General features: G+C 66.0%; 16 protein-coding genes. 9 read left to right on the top strand and 7 right to left on the bottom strand.

All coding sequences use genetic code 11. The features are described from left to right. Nucleotides 1-29: 29 nt before the first annotated feature. From ACSFBL_RS28525 to ACSFBL_RS28500, 6 genes are all read left to right on the top strand, one after another. Nucleotides 30-362 carry a YbaB/EbfC family nucleoid-associated protein gene (locus tag ACSFBL_RS28525; RefSeq protein ID WP_435519185.1) on the top strand — a complete coding sequence of 111 codons (333 nt, stop codon included), beginning with the start codon at nucleotides 30-32 and terminating at the stop codon, nucleotides 360-362. Between the two features lie 124 nt (nucleotides 363-486). After that, nucleotides 487-1077 (top strand): recombination mediator RecR, encoded by a 591-nt coding sequence (gene recR, locus ACSFBL_RS28520; protein ID WP_435519184.1) that lies wholly within the window; start codon nucleotides 487-489, stop codon nucleotides 1075-1077. Between the two features lie 22 nt (nucleotides 1078-1099). Continuing rightward, nucleotides 1100-1495, top strand: coding sequence for an MAPEG family protein (locus ACSFBL_RS28515; protein ID WP_435519183.1), 396 nt, complete (start codon nucleotides 1100-1102; stop codon nucleotides 1493-1495). A 113-nt stretch (nucleotides 1496-1608) separates the two neighbouring features. Further along, nucleotides 1609-2643: an ABC transporter substrate-binding protein gene (locus ACSFBL_RS28510; RefSeq protein WP_435519182.1), complete on the top strand. Its 1035-nt coding sequence runs from the start codon at nucleotides 1609-1611 to the stop codon at nucleotides 2641-2643. Nucleotides 2644-2691: 48 nt separating this feature from the next. Continuing rightward, on the top strand, nucleotides 2692-3507 hold the full coding sequence (locus ACSFBL_RS28505; protein ID WP_435519223.1) for an ABC transporter ATP-binding protein: 816 nt from the start codon (nucleotides 2692-2694) through the stop codon (nucleotides 3505-3507). A gap of 1 nt (nucleotide 3508) precedes the next feature. Further along, complete coding sequence (locus ACSFBL_RS28500; protein ID WP_435519181.1) at nucleotides 3509-4342, top strand: ABC transporter permease; 834 nt, start codon at nucleotides 3509-3511, stop codon at nucleotides 4340-4342. Nucleotides 4343-4370: 28 nt separating this feature from the next. Here the strand turns inward: ACSFBL_RS28500 and ACSFBL_RS28495 are convergent, their stop codons facing one another. After that, complete coding sequence (locus tag ACSFBL_RS28495; protein ID WP_435519180.1) at nucleotides 4371-5924, bottom strand: transglycosylase SLT domain-containing protein; 1554 nt, start codon at nucleotides 5922-5924, stop codon at nucleotides 4371-4373. After that, nucleotides 5921-6718 (bottom strand): hydroxyacylglutathione hydrolase, encoded by a 798-nt coding sequence (gene gloB / locus ACSFBL_RS28490; RefSeq protein ID WP_435519179.1) that lies wholly within the window; start codon nucleotides 6716-6718, stop codon nucleotides 5921-5923. The genes ACSFBL_RS28495 and gloB overlap by 4 nt, the downstream gene beginning before the upstream one ends. 19 nt (nucleotides 6719-6737) lie before the next feature. On the opposite strand from gloB, the gene ACSFBL_RS28485 reads away from it, so the two are divergent. Both ACSFBL_RS28485 and rnhA read left to right on the top strand, forming a co-directional pair. Then, nucleotides 6738-7505, top strand: coding sequence for a class I SAM-dependent methyltransferase (locus tag ACSFBL_RS28485; protein ID WP_435519222.1), 768 nt, complete (start codon nucleotides 6738-6740; stop codon nucleotides 7503-7505). Then, on the top strand, nucleotides 7502-7951 hold the full coding sequence (gene rnhA / locus ACSFBL_RS28480; protein ID WP_028253889.1) for a ribonuclease HI: 450 nt from the start codon (nucleotides 7502-7504) through the stop codon (nucleotides 7949-7951). The genes ACSFBL_RS28485 and rnhA overlap by 4 nt, the downstream gene beginning before the upstream one ends. Here the strand turns inward: rnhA and ACSFBL_RS28475 are convergent. From ACSFBL_RS28475 to ACSFBL_RS28455, 5 genes are all read right to left on the bottom strand, one after another. After that, nucleotides 7948-8430 (bottom strand): Crp/Fnr family transcriptional regulator, encoded by a 483-nt coding sequence (locus ACSFBL_RS28475; protein ID WP_435519178.1) that lies wholly within the window; start codon nucleotides 8428-8430, stop codon nucleotides 7948-7950. The genes rnhA and ACSFBL_RS28475 overlap by 4 nt on opposite strands. A gap of 38 nt (nucleotides 8431-8468) precedes the next feature. Beyond that, complete coding sequence (gene moeA, locus ACSFBL_RS28470) at nucleotides 8469-9779, bottom strand: molybdopterin molybdotransferase MoeA (protein WP_435519177.1); 1311 nt, start codon at nucleotides 9777-9779, stop codon at nucleotides 8469-8471. Between the two features lie 26 nt (nucleotides 9780-9805). After that, nucleotides 9806-10924, bottom strand: a complete 1119-nt coding sequence (gene moaA / locus ACSFBL_RS28465; RefSeq protein ID WP_435519176.1) for a GTP 3',8-cyclase MoaA — start codon at nucleotides 10922-10924, stop codon at nucleotides 9806-9808. 114 nt (nucleotides 10925-11038) lie between these two features. Further along, a complete protein-coding gene (locus tag ACSFBL_RS28460; protein WP_435519175.1) occupies nucleotides 11039-12472 on the bottom strand; it encodes an aldehyde dehydrogenase family protein in 1434 nt (477 codons plus the stop codon). 47 nt (nucleotides 12473-12519) lie between these two features. Next, nucleotides 12520-13071 (bottom strand): peroxiredoxin, encoded by a 552-nt coding sequence (locus ACSFBL_RS28455; RefSeq protein ID WP_435519174.1) that lies wholly within the window; start codon nucleotides 13069-13071, stop codon nucleotides 12520-12522. A gap of 120 nt (nucleotides 13072-13191) precedes the next feature. On the opposite strand from ACSFBL_RS28455, the gene ACSFBL_RS28450 reads away from it, so the two are divergent. Next, nucleotides 13192-14769 (top strand): phospholipase D family protein, encoded by a 1578-nt coding sequence (locus tag ACSFBL_RS28450; protein ID WP_435519173.1) that lies wholly within the window; start codon nucleotides 13192-13194, stop codon nucleotides 14767-14769. Nucleotides 14770-14771: the final 2 nt, after the last annotated feature.

The raw sequence follows: 14771 nt of genomic DNA, 5'->3' as shown, positions 1-14771 counted from the left end.
CCATTTTTCAACGATCGACAGGACCAACGATGTTCAACAAAGGACAACTGGCCGGCCTCATGAAGCAGGCGCAGGCAATGCAGGACAACCTCAAGAAGGCACAGGAAGAACTGGCCACCATCGAGGTCGAAGGTGAGTCGGGTGCCGGCCTCGTGAAGGTCGTGATGACGTGCAAGCACGACGTCAAGCGCATCACGATCGATCCGAGCCTGCTGGGCGACGACAAGGACATGCTCGAGGACCTGGTGGCTGCTGCGTTCAATGCGGCTGTGCGCAAGGCCGAGGAAACCAGCGAGCAGAAGATGGGCAAGCTCACCGCCGGCATGCCGGGCCTGCCGCCCGGCATGAAATTGCCGTTTTGATGATCACCCCCAGGCTGCGCGCACTTCGTGTCGCTTCGCCAACCCCCTTGCAGGGGGCAATACCTGCGGCCCGGCGAAGCCGGTTCCGCGGTATTTCTGGCACTAGATCGCGGGGAAATTGACGGTGGCGGATTCGAGTTCGCTCGATGCGCTCGTCGAGGCACTGCGGCGGCTGCCCGGCGTCGGTGCGAAGTCGGCCTCGCGCATGGCCTTTCATCTGTTGCAGCACGATCGTGCGGGCACGCAGATGCTGGCGCGCGCGCTGGAGCAGGCCGCCAGCAATGTCCGGCACTGCGAGCGCTGCAACACCTTCACCGAGGCGGCGATCTGCAACGTCTGCCAGGACGCTCGCCGCGACGCGACCAAGCTGTGCGTGGTCGAGACGCCCGCCGACCAAGCTGCGCTCGAACGCACCGGCGCGTTTCGCGGCTATTACTTCGTGCTCATGGGCAAGCTCAGCCCGCTCGACGGCATCGGGCCCAAGGACATCGGTCTCGCGAAGCTGTTCGAGCGTGCACTCGACGGCACGGTCAGCGAAGTGATCCTGGCCACCAACTTCACCGCCGAGGGCGAGGCCACGGCCCATGTCATCGGCGAGGCGCTCAAGCAGCGTGGCCTGAACGTGACACGCCTTGCGCGCGGCGTCCCGGCAGGCAGCGAACTCGAATACGTCGACCTCGGCACCATCGCGCACGCGCTGGTCGATCGGCGCTGACCGGAACCTGAGCGAGAAAAGCATGAACCTGCTGCCCCCTCTGACATGGGCCTACTGGTGCGTCCTGATCGCCGCATTGCTGCCGTACATGTCGTCGTACATCGCGAAAGCAGGCGCCTTCGGCCTGGGTGACAACGAGAAGCCGCGCGAATGGGGCGCGCGGCAGGCCGGATGGCGCGCGCGAGCCTATGCGTCGCAGTCCAACGGCTTCGAAGGCCTGCCGTTCTTCATTGGCGCGGTCATCATCGCGCACCAGCTCGGCGCCGCGCAGTCCCAGATCGATTCGCTGGCGGCGGCGTACGTCGTGTTGCGCCTCTTCTATATCGCCTTCTACATCGCGGGCATCGGCAACGCACGCAGTGCGGTATGGGCACTCGCGTTCCTCGTGAATATCGCGATCCTGTTCGCAGGGCGATAGAGGTCTTCGTGTTTACGTAAAAACCCGCACGGGATGTTCCCGATGCAGGCGCAGAAGTGCGCCCCTAAGCTCGTTTCGAATCATTCGAAAAAAAGAGCCTGCGGGCGCTACTCATGCTCAATCGCCGAACCTTCACCGTTGCCGCAGCGCTGGGTGCTGCCGCCATCGGGGCGCCGCTGGTCCATGGACAGCCGAAGCTGGAAAAATCGAAGGTATCGATCGCGGTCGGCGGCAAGGCCGCGTTCTACTACCTTCCCCTCACCATCTCCGAGCAGCTCGGCTACTTCAAGGCCGAGGGGCTCGATGTCGAGATCTCCGATTTCGCCGGTGGTGCGCGCGCATTGCAGGCGGTCGTCGGTGGCTCGGCGGATGTGTGTTCGGGCGCCTTCGAACACACCATCAATCTCCAGGCGAAGAACCAATACTTCCAGGCCTTCGTGCTGCAGGGGCGCGCACCGCAGATTGCGATCGGCGTCTCGACGAAGAACATGCCGGGCTACACGGGCATTGGCGACCTGAAGGGCAAGAAGATCGGGGTGTCGGCGCCGGGATCTTCCACCAACATGGTGTCGAATCTCGTGCTGTCGCGCGGCGGCCTGAAGGCGAGCGATGTGAGCTACATCGGCGTCGGCGTTGCTGCCGGCGCGCTGACGGCATTGCGTTCGGGACAGATCGACGCGATCAGCAACACCGACCCGGTGATGACCATGCTCGAGCAGAAGGGCGACGTGAAGATCATCAGCGACACGCGCACGCTCAAGGGCACGCAGGAGGTGTTCGGCGGGCTGATGCCGGCGGCGTGCCTCTATGCGTCGTCGGACTTCATCCAGAAGAATCCCAATACCTGCCAGGCGCTGGCCAACGCCATCGTGCACGGGCTCAAGTGGCTGCAGACGGCGGGCCCGGGCGACATCATCAAGACCGTGCCGGAAACCTACCTGCTGGGCGATCGGGCTCTGTACCTCGCTTCCTTCGACAAGGTGCGCGAAGCGATCGCGACCGACGGGCTGGTGCCGGCCGATGGTCCGAAGACCGCGCTGACCGCAATCGCGAGCTTCGATCCCACGGTCAAGGCCGACAAGATCGACCTGTCCAAGCTCTACACCAACGATTTTGCGCGCCGCGCCAAGGACAGGTTCAAAGCCTGACCTCGACGTCCCGCAACCCGGCTCCGGCCGGGTTTTTTCTTGCAAGCCATGGCCGACCACGCGCTCGAACTTTTCGACATCAGTTGCACCTTCCGCTCGAAGGACGACCACAGCCAGCGCTACACCGCCGTCTCGCGCACCACCTTGCGCATCCGCGATGGCGAGTTCGTCTCAGTCGTCGGGCCGACCGGCTGCGGCAAGTCGACCCTGCTCAATGTGGGCGCCGGGCTGCTGGAGCCTTCATCGGGCACGGTCAAGGTGTTCGGCGAGCCGCTGGCCGGCATCAACGTCCGCGCCGGCTACATGTTCCAGTCGGAAGCGCTGATGCCCTGGCGCAGCGCGCTGGACAACGTGATGGTGGGCCTGCAATACCGGGGCGTTCCGGATGCGCAGGCGCGCTCGCAGGCCGAAGATTGGTTGGCCCGCGTCGGGCTCGGTGGCTTCGGTGACCGGTATCCGCACCAGCTTTCCGGCGGCATGCGCAAACGCACCGCGCTCGCGCAGGTGCTGGCGCTGGATCCGGACATCATCCTCATGGACGAACCCTTCAGCGCGCTCGACATCCAGACCCGGCAGTTGATGGAGAACGAGGTGCTCGACCTGTGGGCCGCGAAAAGGAAAGCGGTGCTGTTCATCACGCACGACCTCGACGAGGCGATCGCGATGAGCGACCGCGTGGTCGTTCTCTCAGCAGGCCCGGCAACGCATCCGATCGGCGAGTTCGCCATCGACCTTCCAAGGCCACGCGACGTGGCCGAGGTTCGCACGCACCCGCGCTTCGTCGAACTTCATACGCAGATATGGAACGTCCTGCGGGACGAGGTGCTCAAGGGCTACGCGCAGCAACTCAAGAAGGTAGCCTGACATGCGCATTCGACCGAGCGAAAGCAATGCACGCTTCTGGCAGATCGCGGTGCTCGCGGCGCTGCTGATCGCCTGGCACGTGGCGTCACGCAACCAGCAATTTGCATTCTTCCTGGGCGAACCGATCCAGGTCGCGGGGCGGATCTGGAGCTGGTTCATGCCGGTCGGCATTCCGGCGAACCCGCTGTTCCCCGAAGGCCTGCCGGGCAATGCCGACATCTACCTGCATCTCGGCACAACCCTGATCGAAACCGTGCTGGCCTTCGTCATCGGAACCTTGCTGGGTCTCGCCTGCGGACTGTGGCTCGCACTGGCGCCGACGGCGAGCCTGGTCTTCGACCCCTACATCAAGGCCGCGAATTCGATGCCGCGCGTGATCCTCGCGCCGATCTTCGCGCTGTGGTTCGGCCTGGGCATCTGGAGCAAGGTGGCGCTGGCGGTCACGCTGGTGTTCTTTATCGTGTTCTTCAACGTCTACCAGGGCGTGCGCGAGGTGAGTCCGGTGGTGTTGGCCAATGCGCGGATGCTGGGCGCGAACCAGCGGCAGTTGCTGCGCACGGTCTACCTGCCTAGCGCCACGAGCTGGGTGTTTTCGAGCCTGCACACCTCCGTCGGCCTGGCCTTCGTCGGCGCCGTGGTCGGCGAATACCTGGGCTCGGCGCGTGGCGTCGGCTACCTGATCCTGCAGGCGGAGGGCACCTTCGACGTCAACACCGTGTTCGCGGGCATCGTCGTCCTGACGGCCTTTGCGCTGGTGCTCGACGGCATCGTCGGGGTGATCGAGAAGCGCCTCATGAAGTGGCAGCCACGCAGCGGGGAGACCGAGAAGCTCTGAAGCCGGCGCTTGGGGCCGGCATGCGGCTTCAGCGCTTCTTCTTCGACGGCGTGCCGCCGCGCGGCTCGCGCACGACCTGGCTCGATGAAGTCTTGGAGACCTTGGTCACGTTCTTTGATGGAACGCTCGTGCTCTTCAGCGGCGGGGTGCTGCGCAGGCGCGACGTGCCCGTACCGACACTGGCGGTGCGCGCCGCCTTGACCGGCAGGTACACCACCACGTTGAAGCCCTTCTGGAAGGCATGGTTCGGCTTGACGTCGTTCCATTCGGCCACGTTGGCCGGGTTCAGCTTGTAGCGGCGGGCGATGCTCGCCACGCTGTCCTTGCCACTGGCCTTGACCACGGTGCGGCGCGTGACGATCTCGGGCTGGAAGCTCAATTGCCCGGTGTCGGCGACCACGGCGGCAACGTCTTCCTGTACGCGCGCGCCGCGTGGCACGATGAGCGTCGAGCCGGCCTTGATGAGCATCCTCGGCGGGATGTTGTTGATCGCGCGCAGATCGGCGTCGGCCATGCCGGAGCGTTGCGCGGCATCGGCCACGGTCATGGTCGTGGGCACGGTCCAGGCGGTCCAGCTCGCGTACTGGCCCTGCGAGTAGGCCTCGAAGTTGCGTTGGAAGACGGCGGCGTTGTCCCACGGCAGCAGGATCTCCGGCGTGCCCGCCGCGAGCAGGACGGGCTTGTGCGCCGATGGATTGAGCGCGCGGAAGTCCTCGATCTTCACGTCGGCCAGCTTGGCGGCGAGCGTCACGTCGAGGTCCCGCTTGAGCGTCACCGTCTGGAAGTAGGGGTGGTTGGCGATCAACGGCAGGTCGGCGTTGAAGCGTTCCGGGTTCGCGACGATGTTCTTCACGGCCTGGAGCTTCGGCACGTACAGCCGCGTCTCGGCGGGCATCGTGAGGTCGCTGTAGGTGGTGGGCAGGCCGGCGCGCTGGTTCTTGGCGATGGCGCGGCTCACGTTGCCTTCGCCCCAGTTGTAGGCGGCGAGGGCGAGTTGCCAGTCGCCGAACATGCCGTAGAGCCTCTGCAGGTAGTCAAGCGCCGCGCGCGTGGAGGCGACGACGTCGCGCCGGTCGTCGCGGAAGATGTTCTGCTTGAGGTCGTAGTCGGTGCCGGTGGCCGGCATGAATTGCCACATGCCCGCGGCGCGCGCGCTGGAGACTGCCTGCGGATTGAAGGCGCTCTCGATGTAGGGCAGCAGCGCGATCTCCGTTGGCATGTTGCGTCGCTCGAGTTCCTCGACGATGTGGAAGATGTAGCGGCTGGAGCGCTCGGTCATGCGCTGCATGTAGTCGGGCCGGCTCGCATACCACTGCTCGCGGTCGCGTACGAGGTCGTTGTCCAGGTCGGGCATCTTGAAGCCGCGGCGGATCCGGTCCCACATGTCGGTGGGCGGCGCCAGGGTCACCACGGCGCGCGACTTCGCGTCACCGGAGGTGATGGGCGAGAGCGCACCACCCGGGTAGACCGGTGTGCCGCTGCTCGAAGAAGCGTTCGAAAAGCCCGTGGACGAACCCGTACCGGTGGCGCAGCCTGCGAGAAAGAGAGAGCCCGCAAGGCAGGCGGCAACGATAAGTTTCATCGAAAGTCGTTTTTCCATTGACGCAGCGTGGCGAAGACCTCGGTCTCGGCGGACTGCGGTGAGAGGCCGGCGTGAGCGTGGACCGCTCGACTGACGGTGGCTTCGCGGCTGCGAAGAAAGGGGTTGATGAGGCGCTCGGTCGACAGCTGCGAAGGCAGCGTGGGTTCGCCGCGAGCACGCAGTGCTTCGCACCGCGCCATGTACTGAGTGAGATCGGCGTTGCCCGGTTCCACCGCGCGCGCGAATCTCAGGTTAGCGAGTGTGTATTCGTGGGTGCAGCATACGCGCGTATCGCCCGGCAGCGCCGCCAGCGCATCGAGCGAGGCCAGCATCTGAGCGGGTGTGCCTTCGAACAGGCGGCCGCAACCGCCCGAGAACAGCGTGTCTCCGCAGAAGACCAGCGGCGCGAGATCGCCCGCCGCGGCATTGCGCGGATCGGCCGGCAGGAAGTAGGCGATATGGCCCGCCGTGTGGCCCGGCACGTCGATCACCTCGAAGCGCAGCCCCAGCACGTCGGCATGGTCGCCGTGCGACAGGCGCGCGAACGGCTCCGGAATCTTCTCGCGGGCAGGGCCGAAGACCGGCGCACCGGTGGCTTCGTGCAACGCTGCCACGCCACCCGTGTGATCGGCGTGATGGTGCGTGACTAGAATCGCGGCCAGTTGCAGATTGCCGTGCCGGAGTGCATCGAACACCGGTGCGGCGTCCCCTGGGTCGACCACGATCGCGTTGCGCCCGTCCTGCAGCATCCAGATGTAGTTGTCGGCGAAAGCGGGCAGCGGAACGAGGGTCATGAGCGGTCAAATTATAGGTTTGCATGATTGGTTGGAGACCCCCCCTGGCCGCTATCTGCTGGCCTGGGAGCAGGCCCAGTTCGACCAGGCGGTGGCCGACCTGTTCGGCTATCACGCGCTGCAGCTGGGTCTGGCGGAGGTCGAGGGGCTCCGCACCAATCGCATGCCGCATCGCTGGCTGGCCCTGTCCGATCCGGCGCAGGGGGCACGCAGCGCGCTGGTGACCGACTTCTCGGCGCTGCCGTTCCCCGCCGCCAGCCTTGATCTCGTCGTGCTGCCGCACACGCTCGAACTGAGCCCCGATCCGCATGCAACGCTGCGCGAAGTCGAGCGGGTGCTGGTGCCCGAAGGTCGAGTCGTCATCTGCGGGCTCAATCCGGCGAGCCTCTGGGGCATGCGGCAACGGCGCGCACATCTTTACCGGCGGCTCGGCTTCGGCGAGCTTTTTCTGCCCGAAACGGGCGATTTCATCGGCTACCGGCGCATGCGCGACTGGCTGCGGCTGCTGAGCTTCGAGGTCGAATCGGGCCGCTTCGGCGTCTATCGGCCGGCCGTGCGCAGCGATGCCTGGCTGGAGCGCTGCCGGTGGTTCGACGGCGCCGGCGAGCGCTGGTGGCCGATCTTCGGCGCGGTCTATTTTCTGGTTGCGGTCAAGCGCGTGCGTGGATTGCGCTTGCTCGGCGCCGAATGGCGCCGGGCGGCCTCGCGCGCCAGCGCACCCGTCCCGATTGCAGGCAAGATGCACCGCGACACGACACAACGACAGCAAGAAGGAAACGGTTTTTGAACGAAGTACAGATCTACACCGACGGTGCATGCAAAGGGAACCCCGGTCCGGGCGGCTGGGGCGCATGGTTGAAGTCGGGCGCCACCGAGAAGGAACTCTTCGGCGGCGAACTCAACACCACCAACAACCGCATGGAACTGCAGGCGGTGATCGAAGGTCTCGCCGCGCTGAAGCGCCCCTGCAAGGTCACGCTCTACCTGGACAGCCAGTACGTGCGCATGGGCATCACCGAATGGATCCGCGGCTGGAAGGCCAAGGGCTGGCGCACCTCGACGAAGCAGCCGGTCAAGAACGTCGAGCTCTGGCAGCAGCTCGACAAGCTGGTGGCGGAAGGCGGCCACCAGATCGAATGGCGCTGGGTCAAGGGCCACTCGGGCGATCCGGGCAACGAGCGCGCGGATGCCCTGGCCAACAAGGGCGTGGACAAGGCGCTGGGACGAATCTAGATCCGCTCGAGCGGCTCCAGCGCCTCGCCCATGCTCGCCCTGAACAGCAGGTCGTCGGTGATGCGCAGGCGCCGGCTCATCTCGCGGCCGATGTTCATCTGGATCAGCGCGAACTGCTCGACGTCGCGCTCGAACAGCCGGTAGAGATTGGCCGACGAGAGTTCGATGGCGCAGCAGTCTTCATTGGCGCGCACCGACGCGCTGCGCGGAAAGAGGTCCAGCAGGGCCATCTCGCCGAAACAATCGCCCCGGCCGAGCCGACGAAGCAGCAGATCGTGGCCTTGCCAGCTCTTCGACACCGTGACGCGCCCCGTCTCCAGCACGTACATGCCGCTGGGAGGATCGCCTTCATGGAAGAAGTAGTTCCCCGCCGCGATCTTCACCACCGGCGCGGGGGCCAGCAGGAATTCCAGGGTCTCGCCGCCGATGGCGCCGAAGATGGGCATCTGCTGCATCAACTCGATTCTGGCTGCCAGCATGCGCAACTCCTGATTGCTCGGTTTCGGGTCGGCGAACCTTACACCACGCCGTCGAACATCATCACGTCGACCGAATTGCCCGCAGCCACGCTGCCTTGGTCGTGATGCAGCACGACCAGGCCATTGGCCTCGACCATCGAACTGAGCACCCCCGAGCCCTGGTTGCCGGCGATGCGCACTTCGGGCAGCCCACCCGGCACGGCCTGCACGCGGCCACGCTGGTATTCGGTGCGTCCGGGCTTCTTGCGGATCGGGTCGACGCTCGTGGCCCGCAACAAGGGCGGGGGCGCGGAGCACTTGGCGTTGCACCCCATCATCCGCAGCAGGGCAGGTCGCACGAAGGCGAGGAAGGCGACCATGACGGCGACGGGATTGCCGGGAAGTCCGAACAACACGGCCGGTCCGCGGGCATCGCCCTCCGTCGAAATCAGGCCGACCGCCATCGGGCGGCCGGGCCGCATGGCCACGCGCCAGAAGGCCATGTCCCCGAGCCGCTGCAGGACGGCGCGGGTATGGTCGGCCTCGCCGACGCTGACGCCGCCACTGGTGATGATCGCGTCGGCTTCGCTGGCCGCCCGGCGCATCGCCGATTCGAGCGCGGCGGGGTCGTCGCGCACCAGGCCGAGATCGATCACCTCGCAACCCAGCCGCGAGAGCAGGCCGAACACGGTGTAGCGGTTGCTGTCGTAGACGGCCCCTTCACGGGGCACCTCGCCCAGGCTCAGGATCTCGTCGCCAGTGGAAAAGTACGCCACGCGCAGGCGACGCAGCACGGGCACCATCGGCAGGCCGAGGCTGGCGACCATGCCCAATGCGGCGGGCGAGATGATCTCGCCGCACGGCAACGCGGGCTTGCCTTGCATCAGGTCTTCGCCGGCCAGCCGGCGGTTGTCGCCGCGGCGCAGGGCGCTGGCCGCAAAGCGAATGGCATCGCCCTCGACCCGGCAGCACTCCTGCGGAATGACGGTGTCGAGGCCGGCGGGCATCATCGCGCCGGTCATGATCCTGACCCCTTCACCGACGGCCAGCGTGCCGCGCCAGGCCGCGCCGGCCAGGACCGTACCGACCACGCGCACGCTCACCGAGGCGTCGGTCGCGGCCTCGTCGAGCCATGCGCCATCGAAGGCAAAGCCGTCCATCGCCGAGTTGTCATGCGGCGGCACGCTCACGGGCGAAACGATGTCCTCCGCCAGGACGCGGCCGAGCGCGTCGCGCAACGCAATGCGCTCGCCGCCGGTGACGATGGCCGAATCGGCCAGGCGCGCCAGGAAGGACTGCACGGCATCCACACCGAGAGCGTCAGGGTCGTAGCCCGCCAGCGCGGCGGCGATGTCGTCGATGCGGCTCATGGAGACGGCGCGTGTAGCAGGCGCGCTCAGCCGCCGATGTAGCTCATCTCGACGCGGCGCGGCGCGCCGGCATCGGTGTCGGGCTCGCGCAATGCGCGCAGCTCGGAGTAGCGGTCAGAGCGACCCTGCCAGATGTGGCCAATCTCGGAAGCGATCCGGGCGTCGTCGGCATCGCCGCGAAGAAGCGGCCGCAGGTCGTGGCCCATGCTGGCGAAGAGGCAGAGATAGAGCTTGCCCTCGGTCGAGAGCCGCGCCCGGCTGCAGTCATGGCAGAAGGCCTGGGTCACGCTGCTGATCACCCCGATCTCGCCGCCGCCGTCCTGGTAGGCCCAGCGTTGCGCCGTTTCGCCGGGCGCGCTGGCTTCGAGCGGCACCAGGGGGAATTCCGCGGCAAGGCGCCGAATCACCTCGGCGGATGGCAGGACTTCATCCATGCGCCAGCCGTTGGTGGCACCCACGTCCATGTATTCGATGAAGCGCAGCACCACACCCGTGCCGCGGAAGTGCCGCGCCATGGGAAGGATTTCCTGATCGTTCGTACCGCGCTTGACGACCATGTTGACCTTGATGGGGCCCAGCCCGGCAGCGCGGGCCGCCTCGATGCCTTCCAGCACCTCCGCAACCGGAAAATCCACGTCGTTCATGCCGCGGAAGACCGCGTCGTCCAGTCCGTCGAGGCTGACGGTCACGCGCCGGAGGCCGGCCGCCTTGAGCGCGGCGGCCTTGCGCCTGAGCAGCGAGCCGTTGGTCGTCAGCGTGAGGTCCAGCGGATCGCCTTCCGGCGTGCGCAGCGCGGCCAGTTGTTCGATCAGCACCTCGAGGTTCTTGCGCAGCAACGGCTCCCCGCCGGTGAGGCGAATCTTGCGCACGCCATGCGACGCGAAGACCCGCGCGAGCCGCGTGATTTCCTCGAAGCTCAGCAAGGCGCTGTGCGGCAGGTACTGGTAGTCCTTGTCGAACACTTCCTTGGGCATGCAATAGCTGCAGCGGAAGTTGCAGCGGTCCGTCACGCTGATGCGCAAGTCGGTCAGCGGACGGGCCATCTGATCGAGCAGCACACCGGTCGCCGGGACCACGCGGCCAGCCGACGGCGTCGCGCGTGACGCGCGGCCGATCTGGGAAACGTGGACGACATGCTTGCTCATGGGGAGAAGCAATTTAACCCATCGACCCGACCAGCGCCCGTTCGGCGCTACTTGACGCCTTCATCGTCGTTGTCTCCCCGTTGCCCTGAAGCAGCGACGAATCCGCATTCGCAGTCAGCCGTGTTTCACCGCGACGGTCTTCAGCGTCGTGAAACCGTACAAGGCCTCGAAGCCCTTTTCACGCCCATAGCCCGAGGACTTTACGCCGCCGAATGGCAATTCCACGCCCCCGCCGGCACCGTAGTTGTTGATGAACACCTGGCCACTCCTCACGCGCTTGGCCATGCGGAACTGGCGTGCGCCGTTGTCCGTCCAGATGCCGGCGACCAGCCCGAACTGCGTGGCGTTGGCGAGCGCCACCGCCTCGTCCTCGTCGCGGAAGGACATCGCGGCCAGCACCGGGCCGAAGACTTCTTCCTGCGCCAGCCGGTGGTCGACGGGCACGTCGCGCAGGAGCGTGGGGGCCTGGTAGAAGCCGGTCTCCGGTGCTTCGTCGACGACCACGCCCATGGCCACCATCGGAATGCCGGCGACGTGGGCGTCGGACAGGAAGTCCCAAACGCGCTGCTGCTGCGTCTGGCGGATGAGCGGACCGACGTCCAGGTCCATCGCCGCCGGGCCGACACGCAACGCCTCGAAGGCATGGCCGAGGCGTTCGAGCAGCGGTTCGTAGATGCCGGCCTCGATGAGGACGCGCGATCCGGCCGAGCAGGTCTGCCCGGCGTTCTGCACGATCGCGTTGATCAGCACCGGGATCGCGGCGCCCAGGTCGGCATCCGCAAAGATGATCTGCGGGCTCTTGCCGCCCAGTTCGAGCGTGACCGGGCAGTGCCGCTCGGCAGCCACCTGCTGGATGAGCGTGCCTACCTTGGGGCTGCCAGTGAAGCTGATGTGGTCGATACCCTCGTGCCGGGCCAGCGAATCCCCGACTTCGTGGCCGTAGCCCGTTACGATGTTGAGCGCGCCCGGCGGGAAGCCCACTTCGGCCGCAAGTTGCGCCACGCGGATCAGGGAAAGGCAGGCGTCTTCCGACGGCTTCACCACGCAAACATTGCCAGCCGCGAGCGCGCCGCCCACGCTGCGCCCGAAGATCTGCATCGGGTAGTTCCACGGAATGATGTGGCCCGTGACGCCGTGCGGCTCGCGCCAGGTGAAGACGCTGTAGCCGTCCTGGTAGGGGATGGTCTCGCCATGCAGCTTGTCGCAGGCGCCGGCGTAGAACTCGAAATAGCGCACCAGCGCCAATGCGTCGGCGCGGGCCTGCTTCACGGGCTTGCCGCAGTCGCGCTGCTCGATGAGGGCCAGTTCGTCGACGTGCTCGGCGATCTTCTGCGAGAGCTTGTAGAGCAGCCGCCCGCGATCGGCCGCGCTGACCTTGTGCCAGGTCGTCTCGAAGCAATGGCGCGCGGCGCGCACGGCCGCATCGATGTCGGCGGCGTTGCTGCGCTGCAGCTCGTCGAAGGTCTGGCCGTCGGAGGGGTCGATCACCGGCAGCGTGCGGCCGGACGAGGAGGCAACGCTTTCGTTGCCGATGTAATTGAGTTGCATGGGGGAAATCTTAGCGACCTGCCCGCCATGTCGCCGGGGCAGCCGCGCTATCGCGCGGCGGTGGCCCTCGGCAGGGCACGGATCGCATTGAGCATGCGCTCCACGTGCCTGTCCGGGTTCAGGTTCTGGTAGTAGTAGGCCACGTTGCCGTTGGGCGCGATCACGTAGGAGAGTCGGTTAGCAAAGTCGGGCTTTGTCTGCATCACCGCGTCGAAGCCCTCGATGACCGTCCTGGACTGGTCGGACGCCACCGGAAAGCGGCTCTGGCACGACTTGACCGAGAACTTGGTGAGCGTGTCGATGTCGTCGGCGGAGACGCCGATCACCGTCGCGCCCAGTGCGCTGAATTGGTCGATCGCCTCGGCGAAGGCGTGTGCCTCGATCGAGCAGTCGGTGGAGTCCGCCGCCGGAAAGAAATACACCACAACCGGGCCCTTGGCGAGCGCTTCGGCCAGCGAGTACCGGAAGGTCTTGCCGCCCAACGCCGCGGTGGCCGTGAATTTCGGCGCCGGATCGCCGATATCGAGGGCCGCAAGTGCAGTGGGCGCAACAGCCACGGCCAGCGTCAACAATGTGGCGCGCGCGAAGATCGATAGCATGATGGTGTAACCCCGGGTGACGGCGTTTCGGATTCTAGGACTGGAACTCGCGCCGCGTGGGGAGCGAGCCCGGCGTCGGGACATGGGCGCGTTCAACCCAAGCAAGCACTGAAAGACCACATGAAATCAGGCCCGATTCGCCTGCTGCGGTTGGCGATGCTGTTCGCTGCGATCGCGCTGCTGGCCGCCTGCGGCTCGCTGCCGATGGCACCCGAGCGGCCAGGAGAATACGCATCGCAGCCCGACCCGTCGACCCGGCTCGCGAAGATCGTGGCCGACTCCACGCCGCCGGACGAGCACTCCGGCTTTCGCCTGATGCCGCTGGGCGTCTATTCGCTCGATGCACGCATCCAGCTGGCACGGCGCGCGCAGGCGTCGCTGGTCGTCCAGTACTACCAGCTGGAGAACGACGAGACTGGCCGCTTGCTGATGCGGGCGCTGCGCGAAGCCGCCGCGCGCGGGGTGAGGGTGCGCCTGCTGGTGGACGACCTCTACACCGCCAAGAGCCAGCAGCCCCTGCTGGCGCTCGCGCAGACCCCCAACATCGAAATACGGCTCTTCAACCCGTTCTGCTGCGGACGCGACGGCTTCCTGTCGCGCTTTGCAGCTTCGCCACAGGAGATATCGCGGCTCAACCACCGCATGCACAACAAGCTCTTCATTGCCGATGGCGTGATGGCCGTGGTGGGCGGACGCAACATCGCGGACGAGTATTTCGTGCTCAGTCCGGCGCAGAACTTCATCGACATGGACGCCCTCGTGGTCGGCAAGGTGGTCAGGGAGCTGGAACTGATCTTCGACGCCTACTGGAATTCCAAGGAGGTGTGGCCGGTCCAGGAGATCGTGAAAGGCGAGGGCGGCCGTAAGCCCGGTCCGCAGGATTTCGACCATTGGATCGGGATGAGCTCGATGCCGCCGAAGATCCAGTTGCCGCCTTCCGACATCCTCGGCTACGGTCCGATCAGCGAGGAACTCGACGCCGGGCGCATGGGCCTGCTGTGGGGCGAGGCGCACGCCGTTGCCGATCCGCCGAACAAGCCCATGTACATGACCGCGGACGAAGCACTTTCCACCAGCGTGACCATGAAGGTCTGGGAATTGCTGCTCGACGCGAAATTCGAGGTGGACCTGACCTCGCCCTACCTGGTGCCGGGAGAAAAGGGCATGGCGGCATTCGACGACTTGTCCAAACGCAAGGTGAAACTCACGCTCCTGACCAATTCGCTGGCCGCGAACGACGAACCCCTGGTGCACACCGGCTATGCCCGTTATCGGCGGCGATTGTTGGAGGGCGGCGCGGATCTCTACGAATTGAGTCCCGAACGGACCATGGCGAACGAGCGCTTCGGCTCTTTCGGCAGCTCGCTGGGCCGCCTGCACGCAAAGACCGCAGCCATCGACGGGCGTCGGGTCTTCATCGGCTCGATGAACCTCGATCCGCGTTCGGCGACGCAGAACACCGAATTGGGCGTGGTGGTGGACAGCCCGCAGCTCGCGCGCGAGATGCTCCGCGTCATCAAGATCAGCAAATTGCAGAACTCCTACCGGCTGCGCCTCTCCAAGGACACTGGCACGCTCGAATGGCTCACCAACGATGGGCAAAAAGAGATCATCCTGACCGTCGAGCCGGAGTCGAGCTTTTTCCTGCGCTTCTACAACAAGCTCATTTCGCCGATCGTTCCTGAAATGCTGTTGTAATC

This window comes from Variovorax glacialis, from assembly GCF_051216375.1.
Lineage (GTDB): Bacteria > Pseudomonadota > Gammaproteobacteria > Burkholderiales > Burkholderiaceae_C > Variovorax.
Note: the sequence above shows the minus strand (reverse complement) of the source record. Positions and strands in the feature narration are given on the sequence as shown.

Bases quoted from the DNA above. Each gene is read 5' to 3' on its own strand.
- ACSFBL_RS28525 (WP_435519185.1), top strand. From the start codon at position 30: ATGTTCAACAAAGGACAACTGGCCGGCCTCATGAAGCAGGCGCAGGCA.
- ACSFBL_RS28515 (WP_435519183.1), top strand. From the start codon at position 1,100: ATGAACCTGCTGCCCCCTCTGACATGGGCCTACTGGTGCGTCCTGATC.
- ACSFBL_RS28510 (WP_435519182.1), top strand. From the start codon at position 1,609: ATGCTCAATCGCCGAACCTTCACCGTTGCCGCAGCGCTGGGTGCTGCC.
- ACSFBL_RS28505 (WP_435519223.1), top strand. From the start codon at position 2,692: ATGGCCGACCACGCGCTCGAACTTTTCGACATCAGTTGCACCTTCCGC.
- ACSFBL_RS28500 (WP_435519181.1), top strand. From the start codon at position 3,509: ATGCGCATTCGACCGAGCGAAAGCAATGCACGCTTCTGGCAGATCGCG.
- ACSFBL_RS28495 (WP_435519180.1), bottom strand. From the start codon at position 5,924: ATGAAACTTATCGTTGCCGCCTGCCTTGCGGGCTCTCTCTTTCTCGCA.
- gloB (WP_435519179.1), bottom strand. From the start codon at position 6,718: ATGACCCTCGTTCCGCTGCCCGCTTTCGCCGACAACTACATCTGGATG.
- ACSFBL_RS28475 (WP_435519178.1), bottom strand. From the start codon at position 8,430: ATGCTGGCAGCCAGAATCGAGTTGATGCAGCAGATGCCCATCTTCGGC.
- moeA (WP_435519177.1), bottom strand. From the start codon at position 9,779: ATGAGCCGCATCGACGACATCGCCGCCGCGCTGGCGGGCTACGACCCT.
- moaA (WP_435519176.1), bottom strand. From the start codon at position 10,924: ATGAGCAAGCATGTCGTCCACGTTTCCCAGATCGGCCGCGCGTCACGC.
- ACSFBL_RS28460 (WP_435519175.1), bottom strand. From the start codon at position 12,472: ATGCAACTCAATTACATCGGCAACGAAAGCGTTGCCTCCTCGTCCGGC.
- ACSFBL_RS28455 (WP_435519174.1), bottom strand. From the start codon at position 13,071: ATGCTATCGATCTTCGCGCGCGCCACATTGTTGACGCTGGCCGTGGCT.
- ACSFBL_RS28450 (WP_435519173.1), top strand. From the start codon at position 13,192: ATGAAATCAGGCCCGATTCGCCTGCTGCGGTTGGCGATGCTGTTCGCT.